The 19796-nt window shown below is 63.4% G+C and carries 19 protein-coding genes and 1 riboswitch; of the genes, 9 read left to right on the forward strand and 10 right to left on the reverse strand.

Annotated elements, in window-relative coordinates; genetic code table 11:
- Positions 1-47: 47 nt before the first annotated feature.
- The 4 genes from metF to metK all read right to left on the reverse strand — a co-directional run bounded on the left by metF (position 48) and on the right by metK (position 4223).
- Positions 48-890: a methylenetetrahydrofolate reductase [NAD(P)H] gene (gene metF, locus AC07N6_RS12310; RefSeq protein ID WP_494781691.1), complete on the reverse strand. Its 843-nt coding sequence runs from the start codon at positions 888-890 to the stop codon at positions 48-50.
- Positions 890-1237, reverse strand: coding sequence for a phage holin family protein (locus tag AC07N6_RS12315; RefSeq protein WP_494781690.1), 348 nt, complete (start codon positions 1235-1237; stop codon positions 890-892). The genes metF and AC07N6_RS12315 overlap by 1 nt, the downstream gene beginning before the upstream one ends.
- Before the next feature lie 123 nt (positions 1238-1360).
- A complete protein-coding gene (ahcY, locus tag AC07N6_RS12320) occupies positions 1361-2785 on the reverse strand; it encodes an adenosylhomocysteinase (protein ID WP_494781689.1) in 1425 nt (474 codons plus the stop codon).
- Positions 2786-2813: 28 nt separating this feature from the next.
- A riboswitch (S-adenosyl-L-homocysteine riboswitch) is annotated at positions 2814-2907 on the reverse strand.
- Between the two features lie 152 nt (positions 2908-3059).
- Positions 3060-4223 (reverse strand): methionine adenosyltransferase, encoded by a 1164-nt coding sequence (gene metK, locus AC07N6_RS12325; RefSeq protein WP_494781688.1) that lies wholly within the window; start codon positions 4221-4223, stop codon positions 3060-3062.
- Positions 4224-4416: 193 nt separating this feature from the next.
- On the opposite strand from metK, the gene AC07N6_RS12330 reads away from it, so the two are divergent.
- The 3 genes from AC07N6_RS12330 to dapF are packed head-to-tail and all read left to right on the forward strand — an operon-like array spanning position 4417 to position 7060.
- Positions 4417-5262 (forward strand): lysophospholipid acyltransferase family protein, encoded by an 846-nt coding sequence (locus tag AC07N6_RS12330; RefSeq protein ID WP_494781687.1) that lies wholly within the window; start codon positions 4417-4419, stop codon positions 5260-5262.
- Positions 5259-6146 (forward strand): LpxL/LpxP family acyltransferase, encoded by an 888-nt coding sequence (locus AC07N6_RS12335; protein WP_494781686.1) that lies wholly within the window; start codon positions 5259-5261, stop codon positions 6144-6146. The genes AC07N6_RS12330 and AC07N6_RS12335 overlap by 4 nt, the downstream gene beginning before the upstream one ends.
- Positions 6147-6202: 56 nt before the next feature.
- Positions 6203-7060 carry a diaminopimelate epimerase gene (gene dapF, locus AC07N6_RS12340; protein WP_494781685.1) on the forward strand — a complete coding sequence of 286 codons (858 nt, stop codon included), beginning with the start codon at positions 6203-6205 and terminating at the stop codon, positions 7058-7060.
- A gap of 89 nt (positions 7061-7149) precedes the next feature.
- Here dapF and AC07N6_RS12345 read toward each other — a convergent pair whose 3' ends face one another.
- Entirely contained in the window at positions 7150-8766 is a 1617-nt protein-coding gene (locus AC07N6_RS12345) for a tetratricopeptide repeat protein (RefSeq protein ID WP_494781684.1), read from the reverse strand.
- Between the two features lie 366 nt (positions 8767-9132).
- Here AC07N6_RS12345 and AC07N6_RS12350 point away from each other — a divergent pair, with 366 nt between their 5' ends.
- The 4 genes from AC07N6_RS12350 to AC07N6_RS12365 all read left to right on the forward strand — a co-directional run bounded on the left by AC07N6_RS12350 (position 9133) and on the right by AC07N6_RS12365 (position 12993).
- Positions 9133-10275 carry a porin gene (locus tag AC07N6_RS12350; protein WP_494781683.1) on the forward strand — a complete coding sequence of 381 codons (1143 nt, stop codon included), beginning with the start codon at positions 9133-9135 and terminating at the stop codon, positions 10273-10275.
- 321 nt (positions 10276-10596) lie between these two features.
- Complete coding sequence (locus tag AC07N6_RS12355; protein ID WP_494781682.1) at positions 10597-11265, forward strand: DUF484 family protein; 669 nt, start codon at positions 10597-10599, stop codon at positions 11263-11265.
- Between the two features lie 87 nt (positions 11266-11352).
- Positions 11353-12342, forward strand: a complete 990-nt coding sequence (locus AC07N6_RS12360; protein WP_494781681.1) for a tyrosine recombinase XerC — start codon at positions 11353-11355, stop codon at positions 12340-12342.
- A gap of 78 nt (positions 12343-12420) precedes the next feature.
- Positions 12421-12993 carry a Fur family transcriptional regulator gene (locus AC07N6_RS12365; RefSeq protein ID WP_494781680.1) on the forward strand — a complete coding sequence of 191 codons (573 nt, stop codon included), beginning with the start codon at positions 12421-12423 and terminating at the stop codon, positions 12991-12993.
- A 35-nt stretch (positions 12994-13028) separates the two neighbouring features.
- On the opposite strand, the gene AC07N6_RS12370 is transcribed toward AC07N6_RS12365, so the two are convergent.
- The gene (locus AC07N6_RS12370; protein ID WP_494781679.1) at positions 13029-13772 is read right to left on the reverse strand and encodes a pyrimidine 5'-nucleotidase; all 744 of its coding nucleotides are present in this window, start codon (positions 13770-13772) and stop codon (positions 13029-13031) included.
- A 96-nt stretch (positions 13773-13868) separates the two neighbouring features.
- On the opposite strand from AC07N6_RS12370, the gene AC07N6_RS12375 reads away from it, so the two are divergent.
- On the forward strand, positions 13869-14771 hold the full coding sequence (locus AC07N6_RS12375; protein ID WP_494781678.1) for a TraB/GumN family protein: 903 nt from the start codon (positions 13869-13871) through the stop codon (positions 14769-14771).
- A 120-nt stretch (positions 14772-14891) separates the two neighbouring features.
- Here the strand turns inward: AC07N6_RS12375 and argB are convergent, their stop codons facing one another.
- From argB to AC07N6_RS12395, 4 genes are all read right to left on the reverse strand, one after another.
- Positions 14892-15785, reverse strand: a complete 894-nt coding sequence (gene argB, locus AC07N6_RS12380) for an acetylglutamate kinase (RefSeq protein ID WP_050467787.1) — start codon at positions 15783-15785, stop codon at positions 14892-14894.
- A 110-nt stretch (positions 15786-15895) separates the two neighbouring features.
- On the reverse strand, positions 15896-16696 hold the full coding sequence (locus tag AC07N6_RS12385; protein ID WP_494781677.1) for a hypothetical protein: 801 nt from the start codon (positions 16694-16696) through the stop codon (positions 15896-15898).
- 47 nt (positions 16697-16743) lie between these two features.
- Entirely contained in the window at positions 16744-17526 is a 783-nt protein-coding gene (locus AC07N6_RS12390) for a type III pantothenate kinase (RefSeq protein ID WP_494781676.1), read from the reverse strand.
- A 15-nt stretch (positions 17527-17541) separates the two neighbouring features.
- Positions 17542-18426: a biotin--[acetyl-CoA-carboxylase] ligase gene (locus AC07N6_RS12395; RefSeq protein ID WP_494781675.1), complete on the reverse strand. Its 885-nt coding sequence runs from the start codon at positions 18424-18426 to the stop codon at positions 17542-17544.
- Between the two features lie 146 nt (positions 18427-18572).
- Between AC07N6_RS12395 and AC07N6_RS12400 the strand changes: the two genes are divergently transcribed.
- Positions 18573-19718 carry a VanZ family protein gene (locus AC07N6_RS12400; protein ID WP_494781674.1) on the forward strand — a complete coding sequence of 382 codons (1146 nt, stop codon included), beginning with the start codon at positions 18573-18575 and terminating at the stop codon, positions 19716-19718.
- Positions 19719-19796 lie beyond the last annotated feature (78 nt).

Here is a 19796-nt window from a genome sequence, read left to right on the forward strand (position 1 = left end):
ATATGTGTATATCCGGATTTTTTATTATTGCGGCTTTCCAGCCAAGCTTACTTGACCAAGCGCTGCCACACCGCCTGCGTCGGCCCGGCCTGGTTGAGCGAATAAAAATGCAGGCCAGGCGCGCCGCCGGCCAGCAGGCGTTCGCACAATTGGCTGACCACATCCAGCCCGAAGGCGCGGATGGAGTCGACGTCGTCGCCGTAGCTGGCCAGCTTCAGGCGCACCCAGCGCGGGATTTCGGTGCCGCACATGTCCGAGAAACGCAGCAGTTGCGAGTAATTGGTGATAGGCATGATGCCGGCGATGACCGGCACATCGACGCCCAGTTTGGCGGCATCGTCCACGAAGCGGAAATAGGCGTCCGCGTTGTAGAAGTATTGGGTGATGGCCGAATCGGCGCCGGCCTTCACTTTGCGCGCGTAGTTCTGCACATCGTCCTGCGGCGACTTGGCCTGCGGATGCATCTCAGGGTAAGCCGCCACTTCGATGTGGAACCAGTCGCCGGTTTCCGCCCGCACGAATTCGACCAGCTCGTTGGCATAGCGGAATTCGCTGGAGGCCTGGTCCATCGCGCCATAGCCGCTGGGCAGGTCGCCGCGCAGCGCCACCAGGCGCTTGACGCCGTTGGCCTGGTAGTCGTCCAGGATAGCGCGCAGGCTGGCGCGCGAACTGCCGATGCAGGACAGGTGCGGCGCCGCCTCATGGCCTTCGGCGGTGATTTCCAGCACGGTATCGCGCGTGCCCTGCTGGGTCGAACCGCCGGCGCCGAAAGTCACCGAGAAATACTTCGGCTGCAATTCGGCCAGCCTGGCGCGCGTGGCGCGCAGCTTCTCCGTTCCCTCCGGCGTCTTGGGCGGGAAGAATTCAATACTGAAATTATGCTTACTCATTATTTGGACTTCAGCAATAGTGTGGACAAGGCCCAGGACACGATGCTGTAGAGCAGTGCGCCGCCCACCGCCGACCAGAAACCGCCGACATGGAAGCCGCCCACCAGTTGCGCCACCACCCAGAACATCAGGCCGTTGATGATGAGGATGAACAAACCCAGCGTGAGCACGGTCACCGGCAGGGTCAGCACCACCAGCACGGGGCGCACGATGGTGTTGACGAAGCCCAGGATCAGCGCGGCCACCAGGGCGGAGCCGAAACTGTCAACCTGCACCGAGTGCATCAGGTAGGGAACGGCCAGCAAGGCCAGGGCATTGATCAGCCAGGTCAGCAATAACATAAACATGGCACTTCCTTTCGGGCCTTGTCTGAATGGGGCGGGCTGCCGCACGCGCAGCGGCAACGTAACGACAGCCCGGATGGTGCAGGCACGGCACGATCAGGCAGGAGCCCGACCGTGCGCCGCCGATCAGTAACGGTAGTGATCGGCCTTGTACGGACCTTCGGTCTTCACGCCAATGTAAGCCGCCTGTTCTTCGGTCAGCTTGCTCAGTTGCGCATTGAGCTTCTTGAGCTGCAGGCGGGCGACCTTCTCGTCCAGATGCTTGGGCAGCGTGTAGACGCCGATCGGGTAGTTCTTGGTGTTCACGAACAGCTCGATCTGGGCGATGGTCTGGTTGGCGAAAGACGAGCTCATCACGTAGGACGGGTGGCCGGTGCCGCAGCCCAGGTTCACCAGGCGGCCTTCGGCCAGCAGGATGATGCGCTTGCCGTCCGGGAAGATGATGTGGTCGACTTGCGGCTTGATGTTTTCCCAGGTGTATTGCTTCAGCGCGGCGACTTCGATTTCATTGTCGAAGTGGCCGATGTTGCAGACGATGGCCTGGTCTTTCATCTTCTTCATGTGGTCATGCGTGATCACATGGTAGTTGCCGGTGCAGGTGACGAAGATGTCGCCGTGTTCGGCGGCGTAATCCATGGTCACCACGCGGTAGCCTTCCATGGCGGCCTGCAGTGCGCAGATCGGGTCGATCTCGGTGACCCAGACTTGCGCCGACAGCGCGCGCATGGCCTGTGCCGAGCCCTTGCCGACGTCGCCGTAACCGGCGATGACGGCGATCTTGCCGGCGATCATGACGTCGGTGGCGCGCTTGATGCCGTCCACCAGCGATTCGCGGCAGCCGTACAGGTTGTCGAACTTGGACTTGGTGACCGAGTCGTTGACGTTGATCGCCGGGAAGGCCAGCTTGCCTTCCTTGTGCATCTGGTACAGGCGGTGCACGCCGGTGGTGGTTTCTTCGGTGACGCCCTTGATTTCCTTGAGGCGCTTGGAGTACCAGCTGGCATCCTTGGCCAGGTAGCGCTTGATGGAGTTGAACAGGCAGACCGCTTCTTCCGAATCCGGCTTGTCCAGCACCGAGATGTCCTTCTCTGCGCGCACGCCCAGGTGCAGCAGCACGGTGGCGTCGCCGCCGTCATCCAGGATCATGTTGGAATAGCCGCCGTCGGTCCATTCGAAGATGCGGTGGGTGTAATCCCAGTATTGGTCCAGGTTCTCGCCCTTGACCGCGAACACCGGGGTGCCGTTGGCGGCGATGGCCGCGGCGGCGTGGTCCTGGGTCGAGTAGATGTTGCAGGAAGCCCAGCGCACCTTGGCGCCCAGCGCTTCCAGCGTCTGGATCAGCACCGCGGTCTGGATCGTCATGTGCAGCGAGCCGGTGATGCGCGCGCCCTTCAGCGGCTGGGCAGCGGCGAACTCTTCACGGATCGCCATCAAGCCCGGCATTTCGGTCTCGGCGATCTTGATTTCCTTGCGGCCCCAGTCGGCCAGGCCGATGTCGGCGATGATGTAGTCTTGGGATGCGGTAGTAGACATGGCAACGGCGTTGTTCACGCCCTCCTTTCATAGAATCAGAAAAAAAGTAACGTGAGCGCGGTTGCCAGGCGCCCTGGCGGGCGCCTGTTCACCGCAAGCAAGCCTGGCAGGATTTCCCTGTCGCAACGCTCCTTGCCGCGGTGAGGCATTGTGCAATCTTGCTGCCGCCCCCTGCATGCAATGCCAACGTGCAGGAACGGTGCGGAGGAAACCCCGCGGGAGGTGCATTCTAGCGCGCCGAAGGCGATTGGGAAACCCTTGCGGGCTCCCAATTGCGGCGCACCAAGAAGAATTACAGTCCGGCGGCAGCGCGCAGTGCGGCGGCCTTGTCGGTGCGCTCCCAGCTGAATTCCGGCTCTTCGCGGCCGAAGTGGCCGTAGGCGGCGGTCTTGGCGTAGATCGGGCGCAGCAGGTCCAGCATCTGCACAATGCCCTTCGGACGCAGGTCGAAATGCTCGCGCACCAGGTGCCCCAGTTGTTCGTCGCTGATCTTGCCGGTGCCGAAAGTGGTCACCATCACCGAGGTCGGCTTGGCCACGCCGATGGCGTAGGACACCTGGATCTGGCAGCGCTCGGCCAGGCCGGCGGCGACGATGTTCTTGGCCACGTAGCGGCCGGCGTAGGCGGCCGAACGGTCGACCTTGGACGGATCCTTGCCGGAAAACGCGCCGCCGCCGTGCGGGGCGGCGCCGCCGTAGGTATCGACGATGATCTTGCGGCCGGTCAGGCCGCAGTCGCCCTGCGGGCCGCCGATGACGAAGCGGCCGGTCGGGTTGATCAGGTAGCGGGTGTTCTTCAGCCACTCGGCCGGCAGCACCGGACGGATGATCTCTTCGATGGCCGCTTCATGGATAGCGCTTTGCTGCATGTCCGGCGAGTGCTGGGTCGACAGCACCACGGTGTCGATGGCGACCGGCTTGCCATCGACATACTTCAGCGTAACCTGCGACTTGGCGTCCGGACGCAGCCATGGCAGGCGGCCGTCCTTGCGCAGTTGCGACTGGCGCTCGACGATGCGGTGCGCATAGTAGATCGCGGCGGGCATCAGTTCCGGGGTTTCGTTGCAGGCATAACCGAACATCAGGCCCTGGTCGCCGGCGCCTTGCTCCAGATCGACGCCGCGGCCCTCGTCAACGCCCTGGGCGATGTCGGGCGACTGCTTGTCGTAGGCGACCAGCACGGCGCAGCTCTTGTAGTCGATGCCGAAGTCGGCGTTGTCGTAACCGATGCGCTTGATGGTTTCGCGGGCGACATCGATGTAGTCAACATTGGCGCGCGTGGTGATCTCGCCGGCCAGCACAACCAGGCCGGTGTTGCAGAGGGTTTCTGCAGCAACACGGGATTGCGGGTCTTGGGCCAGGATGGCGTCCAGGATCGCGTCGGAAATCTGGTCGGCCACCTTGTCGGGATGGCCTTCGGAGACGGATTCGGAGGTGAAGAGAAATTCGTTGGACATGCTGCAGCCCCTAACAAAAAGTGATTAAACCCAGTCGCGGCCAATCATTTGTCGAGCCTGCGACGCTTTAGCGATATTTATACCCCGTCTCGCAAGTTGTCATTAACTCGACGGCATGTGCTATTTTACGCCTCTTGCAATTTTCTGCAAATTGACGCTTGTTTCTACGGCCCTGTCCCTGTTATCGGCAAGTATGCTCGTTTCTTTATTCCGCCTGTTGTCCTTTTTGCCCTTGCCGGTTTTGCACGCCATCGGGCTGGCAATGGGTTGGCTGGTCTTTCTGGCTTCGCCCGCCTACCGGCGGCGTTTCATCGACAACATCGAACGTGCCGGCCATCGCGCCCATTTATATAAGGCCGTCGGCGAAGCCGGGAAAGGCATGTTCGAATTGCCCTTCATCTGGTGCGCCAACCCGGGCCGGGTGTTGCGCACGGCCCGCGTCGAGGGCTGGGAATTCGCCCAGCAGGCGCTGGATGCCAAGTCCGGCCTGATTCTGCTTACCCCGCACCTGGGATGCTTCGAGATCACGGCGCAAGCCGTGGCGCAGCGCACCCGGCTCAGCGCGCTGTATCGCCCGCCGCGCAAGGCTGCCCTCAAGCCGCTGATCGAGGGGGCCAGGGCGCGCGCCAACCTGCACCTGGCCCCGGCCAGCCTGGCGGGCGTGCGTATCCTGCTCAAGGCCCTGAAGAACGGCCAGGCGATCGGCCTGCTGCCCGACCAGGTGCCGCAGAACGGCGAAGGCGTATGGGCCGATTTCTTTGGAAAACCGGCCTATACGATGACCCTGTCGGCCAAGCTGCACCAGATGAGCGGCGCGCCCATCGTGCTCGTCTATGCCGAGCGGCTGTCGTGGGGGCGCGGTTACGCCGTGCGCTTCGTGCCCTTTGAGAGCGAACTGGGCGATACCCCGCAGCAACAGGCGCGCGCCATCAATGCCGCCATGGAAGCGCTGATCGCCCAATGCCCGGCCCAATACATATGGAGCTATAACCGCTACAAGGTGCCGCCGGGCGTGGCAAAACCGGAGGAGATGCCATGAGGGCCCTGATCGGGCTCATGTGGCTGCTGCATTGGCTGCCGCTCCCCATCCTCGGCCGCCTTGGCGAAGCGCTGGGCTCGCTGCTCTATATGTATATGCGGCCGCGCCGGCGCATCACGCTGATCAACCTGCGGCTGTGCTTTCCTGAAAAAACCGAAGAAGAGCGCCGGCAAATTGCCCGCCGGCATTTCCAGTCCTATGCCCGCAGCGCGCTGGAGCGCGGCATCCTGTGGTGGGCCTCCGAAGCGCGCCTCAAGCGCCTGATCCAGGTCGAACCCGGCGTCCCGTTCGATACGATCGACAGCGGCCCCACCATCCTGCTGTGCCCGCACTTCGTGTGCCTGGAGATTCCCGGCATCGCCCTGGTGCTCAACTCGGATTATTCGGTCTGCACCATCTACGCCCGCCAGCAAAACAAGATCGTCGACGATGCGCTGCTCAAAGGCCGTTCGCGCTTCCGGCCGGTGACGCTGCTGTCGCGCGAGAAGGGCGTCAAACCCATCATCCGCGCCATGCGCGACGGCCTGCCCTTCATCATGCTGCCGGATATGGATTTCGGCATCCGCGACGCCGAGTTCGTCCCGTTCTTCGGCGTCCCCGCCGCCACCTTGACCTCCACCGCGCGCATTGCGGCCGCCACCGGCGCCAACGTGGTGCCTGTCATCACCACCTTCCTGCCCGGCTACCGCGGCTGGAAGACCACCTTCTATCCGGCCTGGACGGATTACCCGGGCGACGACATCGCCGCCGCCACCCGCCGCATGAACGCCTTCATCGAAGAGCGCGTGCGCGAAACCCCTGAGGAATACTTCTGGGCCCACAAGCGCTTCAAGACCCGCCCGCCCGGCGAACCCGATCCTTACCGCCGCGATGCGGCCGGCTGAACAATCTTTCAGCCGGCCCTCCTGTAAAGAAGCGGCTCTGTCCATATAATGTCTTCATGAAGATCAAATTCACCAAGATGCATGGCGCCGGCAATGACTTCGTCGTGCTGGACGCCATCAACCAAGCCATTTTCCTCAGGCCCGACCAGTGGAAGTTCATTGCCGACCGCCGCTTCGGCATCGGCGCCGACCAGATGCTGGTGGTCGAAAAGGCCCGCGGCGATGGCGTGGATTTCCGTTACCGCATCTACAACGCCGATGGCGGCGAAGTTGAGCAATGCGGCAACGGCGCGCGCGCCTTCGTGAAGTTCGTGACCGACAAGGGCCTGACCGACAAGCGCGCGATCCGGGTGGAAACCATGTCGGGCATCATCGAACCCCGGCTGGAAGACGATGGCCGCATCACCGTGGACATGGGCGCCCCGATCCTGGCGCCGGCCGAGGTGCCGTTCGACGGCGCCGGCCTGGAGAGCCGCACGGAAGGCCTGGACAGCCTGTGGCCACTGGAGGTTGCCGGCAAGACCAACTGGATTTCGGTGGTATCGATGGGCAATCCGCATGCCGTGCAGGTAGTGGCCGACACCGAAGCGGCCCCGGTCCTGCAGGATGGCCCGCTGATCGAGCATCACCCGCGCTTCCCGCGGCGGGTCAACGCCGGTTTCATGCAGATCGTCGACCGCCATCATGTGAACCTGCGCGTGTATGAGCGCGGCGCCGGCGAAACGCTGGCCTGCGGCACCGGCGCCTGCGCGGCGGTGGTGGCTGGAATTCGCCGCGGCCTGCTGGATTCGCCGGTCGCGGTGCAAACGCATGGCGGCGTACTCAGCATCGCCTGGCAGGGCGCCGGCCAGCCGGTGCTGATGACCGGCCCTGCGATATCGGTGTTCGAAGGCGAAATCGACTTGCCCGATTGATGCCGGCACCGATGGCCGAAGTCGTCCTGAATAAAAAATGGCTTGCCGGGTGGCAAGCCATTTTTACGCAGGGGAGCGCTTAGCGCTCATTAAACGTCCACACCCCGCTCCTCGGTCTCTTCAACGCCCGATGCAGCATCGGGCACCGCGGCCTTCAAGCGATACAAGCGCTGCCGATAATTGCCCTCGGGACCGGAAGGCCCGCAGTCCACGTCTTCGAACAGGCGGCTGATGCGGTTGAGCGCGCCGCGCTCCTCGCCCGTCTCGACCATGATCAGGCGACGCTTGCTGCGTGCGTACTGGGCGCGGATGTCCACCACCAGGCAATGGCCGCAGTCGGCCTGCTTGAGGTCGAGCAGCAAGGCCTCCGGCCGCGTCAGCTTGAACAGGGTCGCCAACTCGATGCGCGCCGCCAGGAACGGGTAGGCATTGACCAGCTCGCGGGTCAGTTGCGCGCGCGCCTGCAGCGCCCACGGCGCCGTGCCGGGACGGTCGGCGACTTTCTCCAGCAAGGACTGCGCCTGGACGCTGCCTTGGGTAGCCGCCTTTTGCAGCCAGTAAAGGGCGCGCACATCGTTGGCCGGATCATCGCGGCGATTGCGCCAGGCCGTGACGCCGCACTCCAGCTGCGCCGCCATGTGCCCCATCTCCGCCGCGCGCTCCAGGTAATGCTGCACATCGGCCAGGTTGCGCTGGGAAAATTCCGGCTTCAGGTAAATGCGCGACAAGGCATACCAGGCCGCCGCCATGCCCTGCTCCCCTGCCAGCGTCAGCCAGCGGATCGCCTTCTTATAATTAGCCGACCCCCGCCCCGGGAACAGCCGTTCGCCCTGTTCATCCATCCGCCCATATAACAGCCCCAACCCCAATTGGGCATCGCGGTCTCCGGCCAAAGCGGCCAGTTCCAGCAATTGCTGGACATACAGCAGGTTGGGCTGCGCCTCTCCCAGCCGCACCTGGGCCAAACGCCTTAACAGTCGTATGTTCTGCCCACCGAGGCTGGAAGCCAGCATCTCGGCCGGCGCATTCAGTTGGCTGGCCACCGCCTCATACTGCCTGAGCAATACATCGGCCAGAGGCTGGGCGCGCTGCAGGAATCCCGGCATGTCCGATTGGCTCCACGCGGCATCGGCCAAGGCATGCTGGGCCTGCTCGATGCCGGCGTCGGCAGCCCTTTGGGTCCACTGGCGGATTTCATCCTGCGGCCGAACCGCCTGCTGCGCCAGCTCCGCACCGGCAGCAGCCACAGCCTCGCCGCCTTGGGCCAGTTGCTGTTGCACCTCAGGGCTTTGCTGGGCCAACAACCATTGGGCATCGGGGTTGCCCTCGCGCGCCACCACCTCCAGCGCCCGGATCGCCTTCTTTTTAAGATCGGCGCTGATCTGCGCAACATTGCCCAGCACCAGCCTGGCAAACACCAGCCCGGCCTTGCTCAGTCCGGCGTCGAATGCCCGCTCGTACCATAAGGCCGCATCCTGCGGCTTGGCCAGGGGCATGACCACTTCATAAGGAATGTGCTGGGCGATCAGCATCCACGCATCCGCCAGCCCTTGGCGCGCGGCGCGCTCCAGCCAGTGGAATGCCGTCCCCAGACTTTGGGGCAAGCCGTTACCGCCAAACAGGTAACGTTTGCCCAGGGTGAGCTGCGCCTCGGCCTGGCCGGCCCGCGCGGCACGGATGATTGCGAGATCTTCTCGATTTGCCATTAGCCTTCTGCGATAGATCAGAAAACCAAAATTATGCCCTACAAATCACATTTTTTTAAAATTGAGTACAAAACACCATAAATGCATCGTTTTAACAACAATTCAGCACATAAGACGGATAGGATCAAGCTTCTTCTCCAGCGGCCGATAACAGGGTGTACTCCACAAGCGCGAATCTGCCGCACGGCACCCTTCGCATGGAAAGCGTTTGAAAAAAACAACACTCGACAACGAGTTTGACGCTTTCAACCAAAATTCCAGCCGCCAAACGACCAATCTGCGGCCATGCCAAATGAGAACCCTTAATGTCTCACCATCCGACTAGAAGTACGGATCCTCAAGACTATTTTTATAGAAGGATGTCAAATGAAAAAATCTCTGCTGGCACTGGCCGTTCTCGGCGCGTTCGCAGGTGCTGCTCAAGCACAAAGCTCCGTCACTATCTACGGTATCGTTGATACCGGTGTTGTTTACACCAGCAAGGTTGCTAACACCACCACTGGTAACACTGGCAGCAAGTTCAGCCTGAATTCGGGCATCATCCAAGGTTCGCGCATCGGCTTCAAGGGCGTTGAAGATCTGGGCGGCGGTCTGTCGGCAGTGTTCAACCTGGAAGCTGGCTTCAAGAACGACACCGGCGCTCTGGATGACTCCAAGTCCACCAACACCCTGTTCCGTCGTAAGTCTGTCGTCGGTCTGGCTGGCGGCTTTGGTACCGTTTTGCTGGGTCGTCAAACCGACTTCGCTGACACCATCTCCGCATACACCTCGGTTGCCGACTTCGGTGGCGTCACCGGCACAGTCGGTCACAACCTGGATCGCTTGGAAGGTACCCGCACCAACAACTCCATCAGCTACACCACTGCTAACCTGAGTGGCTTCACCGGTAACCTGATCTACGGTTTCGGCGAAACCGCTGGTCAAACTTCGGCCGGCCAAGCTTTCGGTATCGGCGGCAAGTACGACAATGGTCCTCTGGGTCTGGGTCTGAACTACTACCAATCGAAGCAAGGCTCGACTCCTGCAGACACCTCGCTGCTGGTTGGCACTACCGGTGCAGGCGTTGCAGCTAACGCAGGTAACAGCGCTGCTAAGGTTCTGAACGTGGTTGCCAGCTACCAGTTCGGCCCAGCACGCGTGTACGCTAACTACTCGCGTGTCAAGCAAGACCTGAACACTGCCGCGCTGACTGTTGCTACCGCAACTCTGGCTAATTCGAAGAAGGCAGATATCTATGAACTGGGTACTGCTTATTCGCTGAGCCCATCCCTGAAGCTGCTGGCTAGCGTTCAACACACCCGTGCTGATCTGGCTGGCTTCGGTAACAAGGGCAAGCTGACCCAAATCAACCTGGGTACAGACTACTGGCTGTCGAAGCGTACTGACTTGTACGCCTTCGTCTCCAACCTGCGCGCAACCGACATTCAAAACCCGGGCGTGTATGGCGATGCAACTGGCTCTGACGCCAGCCAAACCGCTGTTGCAGTTGGTATCCGCCACAAGTTCTAATTTAAGGATTTGATGCCCGGCATGTAAATGTCGGTCTTCAATACTTGAGTTAAAACCGATTCGGGCTTGCATGAGCAATCATGCAAGCCCGTTTCTTATTCCGCGTCGCTTTTCCGGACTTGTCTCTTCAGCTTTGGCTCTGCATGGCCCCCGCCCCCCCCCATAGACCGCCGGTAAAGCCAGAAGAAGCACTCTCAGCGATTGTCAGCCTTTCCGATAGCGAGGATAATCTCGCGATACTTCAGGCATTGCCTGGTGGCATGGAGCAAACATGATCCCGCCTGACAACACTGCCGTGACACTCATACAAACACACTAGCGATGACCACCCAACTGGACTCCGATCTGATTGCCGAATACCTGCTCGATCACCCTGGCTTCTTCGAAGAGCATGCAGAGTTGCTGTCGAAAATCAAATTGACCAGTCCGGTCATGGGCCGCGCCGTTTCCCTGCAGGAACGCCAGATGGAAATCCTGCGCGAAAAGATCAAGGTGCAGGAGCTGCACATGGCCGACCTGATGCGCATCGCCCAGGAAAACGATGAGATCACCAACAAATTCCAGGCGTGGACACGCGCCCTGCTGTTGGCGCGCAATGAGACCGACCTGCCGCGCACGCTGGCCGATCAGTTGAAAGAAACCTTCCATGTGCCGCAAGTCACCCTGCGCCTGTGGAATGTGGCCGAAACGCATGCCGCGCAATGGTTCACGCAGTCGGTGTCGGAAGATGCGCAGATTTTCGCCAACGGCCTCTCCGCGCCATTTTGCGGCCCCAACAAGGACTTCGAAGCGGCCTCATGGCTGGAAGACGCCGCCTCGGTCAAGTCGGTCGCGATCCTGCCGCTGCGCGGCGGCGCCTCGCCGGACTCGTTCGGCCTGCTGGTGCTGGGCTCGGGCGATCCCAATCGCTTCACTGCGGAGATGGGCACCGACTTTCTCACCCGCATCGGCGAAACTGCCAGCGCGGCATTGGCCTGCCTGCTGCGCTGAAAACGGGCCGCCTGTGCGGCCTTTATCCGCCTCCGCCTTATTTCGCCGCGTCCGGGCAACGCGACACAGCATGAAGAATGAGCGCCGATGGATACCGCCCCGCACTCGCTGATTCAGCACTACCTCTCCACGCTGCGCACCCAGCGCAAGCTGTCCGCCCATACCACGGAAAACTACGGCCGCGACCTGCAGGAACTGCTCGGCCTGCTGTCCACGGCGAGCAATCCGGCCAGCGGCGATGGCGCCCTTGATTTCCGCAAAACCGGCCAATCCCAGATCAGAAAATGCGCGGCGCAATTGCACGCGCGCGGCCTGAATGCCCGATCGATTTCGCGCAAATTGTCGGCATGGCGCGGCTTTTTCGCCTGGCTGTCGATGGAAGTCGAATTGCAGGCCAATCCGGTGGACGGCGTGAAGCCGCCCAAGAAAAGCAGGCCGCTGCCCAAGGCGCTGGCCGCCGATGATGCCATCCGGCTGGTGTCGCAGGGCAATCCGGGCAAGGATCCTTCTTCCACGATGGCCGCATGCAACCGCGCCATGTTTGAACTGCTGTACTCCAGCGGCCTGCGCGTGTCCGAACTGGGAACGATCGACATCGCCGACACCCGGGAAGGCGCTTATGAATCGGCCGGCTGGATCGACCTGGAGAACGCCGAAGTCACCGTCACCGGCAAGGGCGACAAAAAGCGCAAGGTGCCGGTGGGGCAAGCCGCCCGCCAGGCCATCGCCGACTGGCTGCCGATCCGCGCATCGCTGGTGAAAGCGGATGCCGGGCCCGAGCGGCATGCGTTGTTCCTGACCGAGCGCGGCACGCGCATGTCCGCCCGCGTCACCCAATTGCGCCTGAAGATCCACGGCCAGGCGTTGGGCATGGCCAGCGATGTGCACCCGCACATGCTGCGCCACTCCTTCGCCTCCCACGTTCTGCAAAGCTCCGGCGACCTGCGCGCGGTGCAGGAAATGCTGGGCCACGCCTCCATTACCGCTACCCAGGTTTATACCGCGCTCGACTTCCAGCGCCTGGCGCAGGTCTACGACCAGGCGCACCCGCGCGCCAAGAAGAACGGCCCCAAATAGGATCCCTCGGCCTCTGCTGCAAGGCGACAGGAAACCCCACCATGCATCGGCTAGAATAGAGGCTGAATCACCACGTTGATGCCGCCCATGAAAGCCAAAGCCGCCGATATTCCAGCCAGCAGCCACAGCGCCCAAGCCGCCGCCATGACCGCGCTGGCCCAGGCGCAGTTGCGCGAGGCCGGCGTACGCGTGACGCAGGCGCGCGTGAACGTATTGGGCGCCTTGCTGGAAACCCGCAGCGCGGCCTCGCACCAGGATATCCAGGACCGCTTCGCCGGCATGGACCGCGTCACCCTGTACCGCGCGCTGGATTGCCTGACCGAGGCCGGCCTGGCGCACAAGATCTCCAGCGACGACCGCATCTTCCGTTACAGCGCCGGCGCCGACCATCCGGAACACGGCCTGCACGACCACTCGCACGGCAAACAGCACCAGCACGGGCATTTCAAGTGCACGCGCTGCGCGCGCGTATTCTGCCTGGACGCCAGCGACGGCACCGACTTCCTGGCCACCGTGCTGCCGGACGCCGACAAGCACCGCTCCACCGCCGCGCAACTGCAATCAGCCCTGCGCAAGACGCTGGGCAAGGGCTTTCAAAGCCACGAAGTGGAATTGACCATCAAAGGCTGGTGCGCGGACTGCGCGGACTGAGTCCGGCGGCCAACGCCCAATCCCCATCCCCTCGCTCAGCGCCGTGAACGCGCAGCGCCCAGCTTGGCCAGCCGCCGCGGCAGTTGCCGCACCGAACTCACCTTGACGTCGACATAGGAAGGAAGACGGCTGCGCACGCGCTGCGCCGCCAGATGCCCCAGCATCGCATTGCCGATCAGGTACTGGGTCACCCAGGCGGTACGCACGCCCAGCTCGCGGGCGGCCTTCAGGTTGTCCACCGTGTCTTCCACCAGGATGCAGCGGCGCGGGCTGATCTTCTCGCGCGCCAGCAGCTTGCGCAGCATCAGGCGCGAAGGCTTGGGGCGCAGCTGGCGGTGCACGTGCATGGACTCGATCGAGATATGGCGCGAGAAATGCCGGTGCAGCCCAAGATGGCGCAACAACTCGCGGGAATAGCGGCGCGGTGCGTTGGTCAACAGGATCTTGCGCCCAGGAAGCTGCTGCAGCCAACGCCCGATGCCGCGCTCGGCGCGCACCATCCCCGGCAAATCATCGAACAAATGGGCCTCATGCAAGAAGTCTTCGAGGCGCACGTCATGGTGGCGCACCATTCCCAGCAGCGTCGCGCCATACAGTTTCCAGTAATGGCGGCGCAGATGGTTGACCGCCGCCTCGTCGCACGGGTGGCCGCCCTGCTCCAGCACGCGCGTCATATACCGGTTCATGTTGGCATTGATGGCGGGGAAGATCGCGTGCGACGCGTTGTGCAGGGTATTGTCGAGATCGAACAGCCAGAGCGGTGTAGTATTGGGCGCCATAAATCAAACCATCCGCGCCCCGCACCGGGTCGCGGCGATAACGATGCAAGAAAAGAAAGGCAAGCAGTGAAAGGCTTTGCGGGACGACTGATTATAGTGACATTGGCTTTGCTGTCCTGTTTTTATCTGCCGCAGGCGCATGGCGCCGCGCCTTCAGCTGCGGCCGGCCAGGAGCCGCCCAACCGCGGCGCGCTCTACCGGGTTTCCGATGGCCGCCACACGCTGCACCTGTTCGGCACCATCCACGTCGGCGCCAGCGATTTCTATCCGCTGGAACAGCGCATCGCGCAGGCGTTGGGCCAAGCCCCCGTCCTGGCGCTGGAACTGGATCCGCAAAACGCCGGCGCCTTGCAGGCGGCGGTGCAAAAATACGGCATCTACCCGTCCGGCCAGCGCTTCGACGATCATCTCGATCCGGCACTGGCCCAGCGCACGATGGCCGCACTCAAGCGCTACCAGTTGCCCGCGCAACAGATGCAAGGCTTGCGGCCATGGATGCTGGCCATGGCGCTGACCGTACAGGAATACGCCAGCAGCGGCTATCGCCCCGAACTGGCGGTGGACAGCTACCTGGCCGGCGCCGCCCGCGCGCATGGCGCAACCGTGGTGGAACTGGAAAGCGCCAAGCGGCAGATGTCGATCTTCGCCCGGCTCGATGCCGCGCACCAGGCGCAATTCCTGGGCGACACGCTCGATGAGATGGATGACGCCGACACCACCCGCAAGCTGACTGAACTGGTCGACGCCTGGCGCCATGCGAACAGCCGGGGTTTCGAAAACGCCTTGCAGGAAATGGAGCAAGACCCATCCTTCGCCGGCACCTTCACCCGCCAGGCGCTGCTGGACGAGCGCAATCCGGATCTGGCCGACGGCATCGCCGCGCTGCTGGCCGGGCATGACAAGGCGGTTGCCGCCATCGGCATCCTGCACCTGGTCGGCCCGCGCAGCGTGCCCGCGCTGTTGAAAGAAAAAGGGCTCAAGGTGGAGCAGCTTTACTGAACGGCGTGGCACTCAAACCCGCCAGCCGGAAAACGAAAAAGGATGAGCAAGCTCATCCTTTTTCATTCCCGCAACCATTGCACATTGACGCCGGCCGCCGCCAGCGCCTGTGCGTTCCGGTTAGTGCGAACGGATCATCGTGCCGAAAGCCTGTTCGGTCAGCACTTCCAGCAGCAGCGAGTGCTCGATGCGGCCATCGATGATGTGCACGGTGTTCACGCCCGACTTGGCCGCGTCCAGCGCCGAGGAAATCTTCGGCAGCATGCCGCCGGAAATGGTGCCGTCGGCGAACATTTCGTCGATCTCGCGCGCCGACAGGTCGGTCAGCAGGTTACCCGCCTTGTCCTGCACGCCGGCGATGTTGGTCATCATGATCAGCTTTTCGGCATGCAGGATCTCGGCGATCTTGCCGGCCACCACGTCGGCGTTGATGTTGTAGGCCTGGCCGTCGTCGCCGAAGCCGATCGGCGAGATGATGGGAATGAAGGCGTCATCCTGCAGCGCCTTGACCACTGCCGGATTGATCGCCTCGATCTCGCCCACAAAACCGATGTCGAGGAACTGGCCCGGCTTCTCCTTGTCCGGCATCTGCATGCGGCGCGCGCGGATCAGGCCGCCGTCCTTGCCGGTCAGGCCCACCGCCTGGCCGCCGTAGTGGTTGATCAGCATCACGATATCCTGCTGCACTTCGCCGCCCAGCACCCATTCCACCACTTCCATGGTCTCTTCGTCGGTAATGCGCATGCCCTGCACGAAGGTCCCCTGCTTGCCGATCTTCTTCAGCGCGGCATCGATTTGCGGGCCGCCGCCGTGCACCACCACCGGGTTCATGCCAACCAGCTTCAACAGGATCACATCGCGTGCGAAACCGTGCTTCAGGCTTTCTTCGGTCATCGCGTTACCGCCATATTTGACGACGATGGTCTTGCCGTGGAATTTGCGGATGTACGGCAGCGCTTCAGCCAGGATTTCGGCTTTGATCTGTGGTGCAACATTGGTGAGGTCGGTGGTCATGGCGGTGTCCTGTGGCTGGAGGTGGGTTCTTGGGAACGCGATTTTACATGGAAAGAAGGATCCGTTTGCGAAGGCTGTGCGTTAATGGCAACGTGCCTGCAGCGGAATGATCAGGCTGAACAAGCGCGGATTTCCTGGTCCGGGAAGGCGCTCTTGATCTGGTCGAGCGCGGCGCGCGCATCCGGACTCAGGTCGTGCAGCTGGAACACCTGCTTGCCGGCGCCGGAACGGCGGGCAATGATGCGCGCGCTGCGCACGCCCTGCGAAATCAACTGGCCGATGTAGGCCTTGGCCGCTTCCTCGGTACGGAAGATGCCCAGCGAGACGCCGTAACGCAGCGCCGGATTGGGGAAGCTATCGGGAATCACATAGAAGTCGCCGATGCCCAGGCGGCGCAGTTCGGCCGTACGGCGCTCGGCGCCGTCGCGGCCGTCCTGCGGCGGGATGTAGACCATATGGCTGGTGACGTCCTGCGTCAGCTTCTGGACCGCCTTGTCGCCCAGGTTGAGGCTGGCCAGTTGCGACGAAAAGCGGCGCGCATCGGCGGCGCTGAAATTGCCAACCTCAGTGCAGGAAGGCGCGACTGCCGCCGCAGCCCGTTGGGGTGCAGCCGGCGGCGCCCCAGCCGGAGCGGCGGTGGCGAGCGCCGGCGCGGCAGGCGCGGCGCCGGATGCGGGTTCAGGGGTGGGAATGGAGGTGGCGGGCTGGGCCGGCGCGTCCTGTGTACGGACCGGCGGCACCAGCTTCTGGCTGTTGGGCGGCAGGATGGACAGCAACTCCGGATGCAACTGTTCGGCCAGGCGCTGCGGTTCGCGGCGCTCGGAAGCGGTGGCACCCAAATAACCGTGCTGCAATCCGAACAGGATGCCGTTGCCGATCAGCAGTAGCCAAAAAAGCAATTTCAGCTTCATCCGCGCTTCCGTCTTCCTTTGCCTTGTCCAGTGAGACAGCCGGCCGTTCAGCCGCTGTAGACCATGGCCGCATGCAGGCCGGCCAAAACCAGATTATCCACCTTTTCCAGCGGCGTATCGCCCAACTTCAGATGCGCAACCAGCACCGCGCCGGCGCCGCCGGACAGCACGCAGCGCAAGGCGCGCCCCGGCGCCAGGCGGCGGCGCTCGTCCAGCGCATGCTCGATGGCGCCGGCCTGGGCCGCGATGCAGCCGGAGACGATGGCATCCACCGTGTTGTCGGCAAATGGCTGCGCCAGCGGCGAAATGGCTTCGATCTGCGGCAACTGCGCGGTCGACAACGCCAGTGAAGTGGCCATCGTGCCCAGCCCCGGCAGGATCATGCCGCCGACGAACACCCCTTCCGCGCTCACGGCGTCGATCGTGGTTGCCGTGCCGCAAGTCGCAACCACCAATTCCTGCCCCGGAAACAAGGCGCGCGCCCCGATGGCTGCGGCGAAACGGTCGCAACCGAGCTGGCCGGGATTGCGGTAAGCATTGCGCAGTCCGGCGCGCTCCGGCACCGAGGCGAACCATTCGACCGCGACATCGGCGCCGAAGGCCTGCGTCAATATCTCGTCCAGCGTCTCGCGCAAGGCCGGCCCTGCGACATTGGATACGCACACGCGCTTCACCGCCAACCCCGCTTGCTGCCATGCGGCCGCCAGCGACGCGGCCGCGCCGCGCGCCACCGCGCCCTGGTGCAGCCAGCGGCTGGCGCCCCCTGCGGCCGGAATCGCCCATTTGATCCGGGTATTGCCGGCGTCGATCAGCAGCATGTCAGAACTCATGCGTTCTATCCCTGCTTATTCCTGCAACCGCAACGACAGGTCGCCGGCCAGCACCACCACCCGGCCTGCATCGGTATCGATCAGGAAACGTCCCATCGCATCCACGCCGGCAGCAATGCCCTCATGCACGATACGGCCGTTATCGAGTATCTTCACCGGCTGCCCGGCATACGCATCGAACGCTTGCCAGCGCGCGATGAACGCACCGAAGCCATGCCGCTCGAACTCCACCAGCGCATCGGCGAGCGAACTGGCGATGATGGCCAGTACCGTCTCGCGCGGCTGCTTTTGCAATTCAGGCGCGGCGCCGATGGCGCGGCCCAGCTCGAACTCCAGATCGGGCGGCACCCCCAGGTTCAGGCCGATGCCGATGACCGCCCAGGTAGCGGCCCCGGTGCCGCCATCGGCGGCAGTCTCGATCAGCACCCCGGCCAGCTTGGCGCCATCGCGCAGCACATCGTTGGGCCACTTCAGTTGTGCCTGCACGCCCAGCACCTGGAGCGCTTCGGCCAGCGCCACGCCTACCGCCAACGGCAAACCCAGCAGCGCATGCAATGGCCGCTCGAAACGCCAGGCCAGCGAAAAGGTCAGCGAAGTCTGCGGCGCGGTGCGCCACGCACGGCCGGCGCGGCCACGGCCGGCGCTCTGGCGGTCGGCCACGCGCAGCACCGGCAGCGCCAGGGTCGGCAGGCGCTGCATCAGGTCGACATTGGTCGAGCCGGTCTGCGCCACGGCCTCGACGACGATGCCTTGGACGTTGGCATTACCGGAACCGGCCAGCAGCTTGGCGACGCGCTCGCCCTGCACCAGCATCTCGCCGTTCCCCTCACCGTGCTCGCGAGGAACCGGTTCGGGCAAGGCCGCAGCCGACAAATTGGAAGTCTTGTTCATAGGCCGCATTGTAACGGCAGACGGCCACAAAGCGCCGCCTGCGGCGCGCAAGAGGCCCGCCGCGCAACACCGCCGCGTCATGTAAAGAGCCGCGCACGCGGCTGTGGCGGCCGGTGAAATCGGTTACCCTCTGCCCCATGGAAGCCAAGCCTAACATGACAGCGGCGCCGCCCGGCAACCCGCCTCCCGCCGCCCCCATCGCCCCCGCCGCCTCGTCCTTCGCGCGCGTGAGCCTCTTGGTGTACACGCTGCTGATCGTCTATGCCAGCTGGTATCCATTCTCGGGCTGGCGCGACATGGGCCTGGGGCCTTTCGATTATCTGTGGTCGCGCCTGCCGTATTACTGGACCGGTTTCGACATCTGGACCAACATCGCCGGCTACGCCCCGCTGGGCATGCTGCTGGTGTTCGCCATGCATCCGCGCATCGCGCCGGCATGGGCGATCTGGCCGGCCACGGCTACCGGCGTATTGTTGTCGGCCTGCATGGAGGCGGTACAGACTTACTTGCCTACGCGCATCCCGTCCAACCTCGACCTGCTGACCAATTCCGCCGGCGTGTTCGTCGGCGCCTTGCTGGGCGCGGCTTGCAGCCGCTATTTCCTGCTGGAGAGCCGCTTCCTGTCCATGCGGCGGCGCTGGTTTTCCGGCGAGGCCAGCCGCGGGCTGGTGGTCGCGGGGCTGTGGCCGCTGGCGCTGATCTACCCGCAGAACCACCTGTTCGGGCTGGGCCACCTGGTGCCGCCGTTGCTGGCCTTCTTTTCCGACCTGCTCGACACCCCGATCGACCTGGCCACCACCTGGATCAACAACGCCCAGCTCAGCGCCGAACAGTACTGGCTGGCCGACGTCATCGTCACCGCCTGCGGCCTGACCGGCGCGGCGCTGCTGCTCTTGCTGCTGTTGCGCAAACAGGCGCCGCGCCGCGCGCTGGTGATGCTCTACCTGTTGGGCTGCATCGCCGTCAAATCCCTGGCCTGCGCGCTGTTTTTCGCGCCGCAGAATGCCTTCGTCTGGGTTTCCGCCAGTTCGGCCGGCGGCATCCTGATCGGCGCCATGATGGTCACCGGCCTGTCGTTCGCCCCGCCCACCGCACAACGGCGACTGGCCGCGCTGGCGCTGATCATGAGCCTGGCGCTTACCAATGCGGTGCCGGCCAACCCGTACTACATCTCCACGCTGGAGACCTGGGTGCAGGGCAAGTTCCTCAATTTCGACGGCGCCGCGCAGTTCCTGTCGGTGCTGTGGCCGTTCCTGGCGATCTGGTTCCTCTACCACCCGGTGCACCGGAAACAAAAATGAGCGGGGTGTATCATTGAGGTTTTGCCGCGACACCAGGCGCATCAAGGCTGACGAGGCGCTGACACGCCACCCGACCAC

This window comes from Herbaspirillum sp. GW821-FHT09A12, from assembly GCF_059418325.1.

Bases quoted from the DNA above. Each gene is read 5' to 3' on its own strand.
- AC07N6_RS12400 (WP_494781674.1), top strand. From the start codon at position 18,573: ATGACAGCGGCGCCGCCCGGCAACCCGCCTCCCGCCGCCCCCATCGCC.
- AC07N6_RS12370 (WP_494781679.1), bottom strand. From the start codon at position 13,772: ATGGCGCCCAATACTACACCGCTCTGGCTGTTCGATCTCGACAATACC.
- AC07N6_RS12355 (WP_494781682.1), top strand. From the start codon at position 10,597: ATGACCACCCAACTGGACTCCGATCTGATTGCCGAATACCTGCTCGAT.
- metF (WP_494781691.1), bottom strand. From the start codon at position 890: ATGAGTAAGCATAATTTCAGTATTGAATTCTTCCCGCCCAAGACGCCG.
- AC07N6_RS12345 (WP_494781684.1), bottom strand. From the start codon at position 8,766: ATGGCAAATCGAGAAGATCTCGCAATCATCCGTGCCGCGCGGGCCGGC.
- argB (WP_050467787.1), bottom strand. From the start codon at position 15,785: ATGACCACCGACCTCACCAATGTTGCACCACAGATCAAAGCCGAAATC.
- AC07N6_RS12390 (WP_494781676.1), bottom strand. From the start codon at position 17,526: ATGAGTTCTGACATGCTGCTGATCGACGCCGGCAATACCCGGATCAAA.
- AC07N6_RS12360 (WP_494781681.1), top strand. From the start codon at position 11,353: ATGGATACCGCCCCGCACTCGCTGATTCAGCACTACCTCTCCACGCTG.
- AC07N6_RS12385 (WP_494781677.1), bottom strand. From the start codon at position 16,696: ATGAAGCTGAAATTGCTTTTTTGGCTACTGCTGATCGGCAACGGCATC.
- AC07N6_RS12315 (WP_494781690.1), bottom strand. From the start codon at position 1,237: ATGTTTATGTTATTGCTGACCTGGCTGATCAATGCCCTGGCCTTGCTG.
- AC07N6_RS12395 (WP_494781675.1), bottom strand. From the start codon at position 18,426: ATGCGGCCTATGAACAAGACTTCCAATTTGTCGGCTGCGGCCTTGCCC.
- metK (WP_494781688.1), bottom strand. From the start codon at position 4,223: ATGTCCAACGAATTTCTCTTCACCTCCGAATCCGTCTCCGAAGGCCAT.
- AC07N6_RS12350 (WP_494781683.1), top strand. From the start codon at position 9,133: ATGAAAAAATCTCTGCTGGCACTGGCCGTTCTCGGCGCGTTCGCAGGT.
- dapF (WP_494781685.1), top strand. From the start codon at position 6,203: ATGAAGATCAAATTCACCAAGATGCATGGCGCCGGCAATGACTTCGTC.
- AC07N6_RS12335 (WP_494781686.1), top strand. From the start codon at position 5,259: ATGAGGGCCCTGATCGGGCTCATGTGGCTGCTGCATTGGCTGCCGCTC.
- AC07N6_RS12330 (WP_494781687.1), top strand. From the start codon at position 4,417: ATGCTCGTTTCTTTATTCCGCCTGTTGTCCTTTTTGCCCTTGCCGGTT.
- AC07N6_RS12365 (WP_494781680.1), top strand. From the start codon at position 12,421: ATGCCGCCCATGAAAGCCAAAGCCGCCGATATTCCAGCCAGCAGCCAC.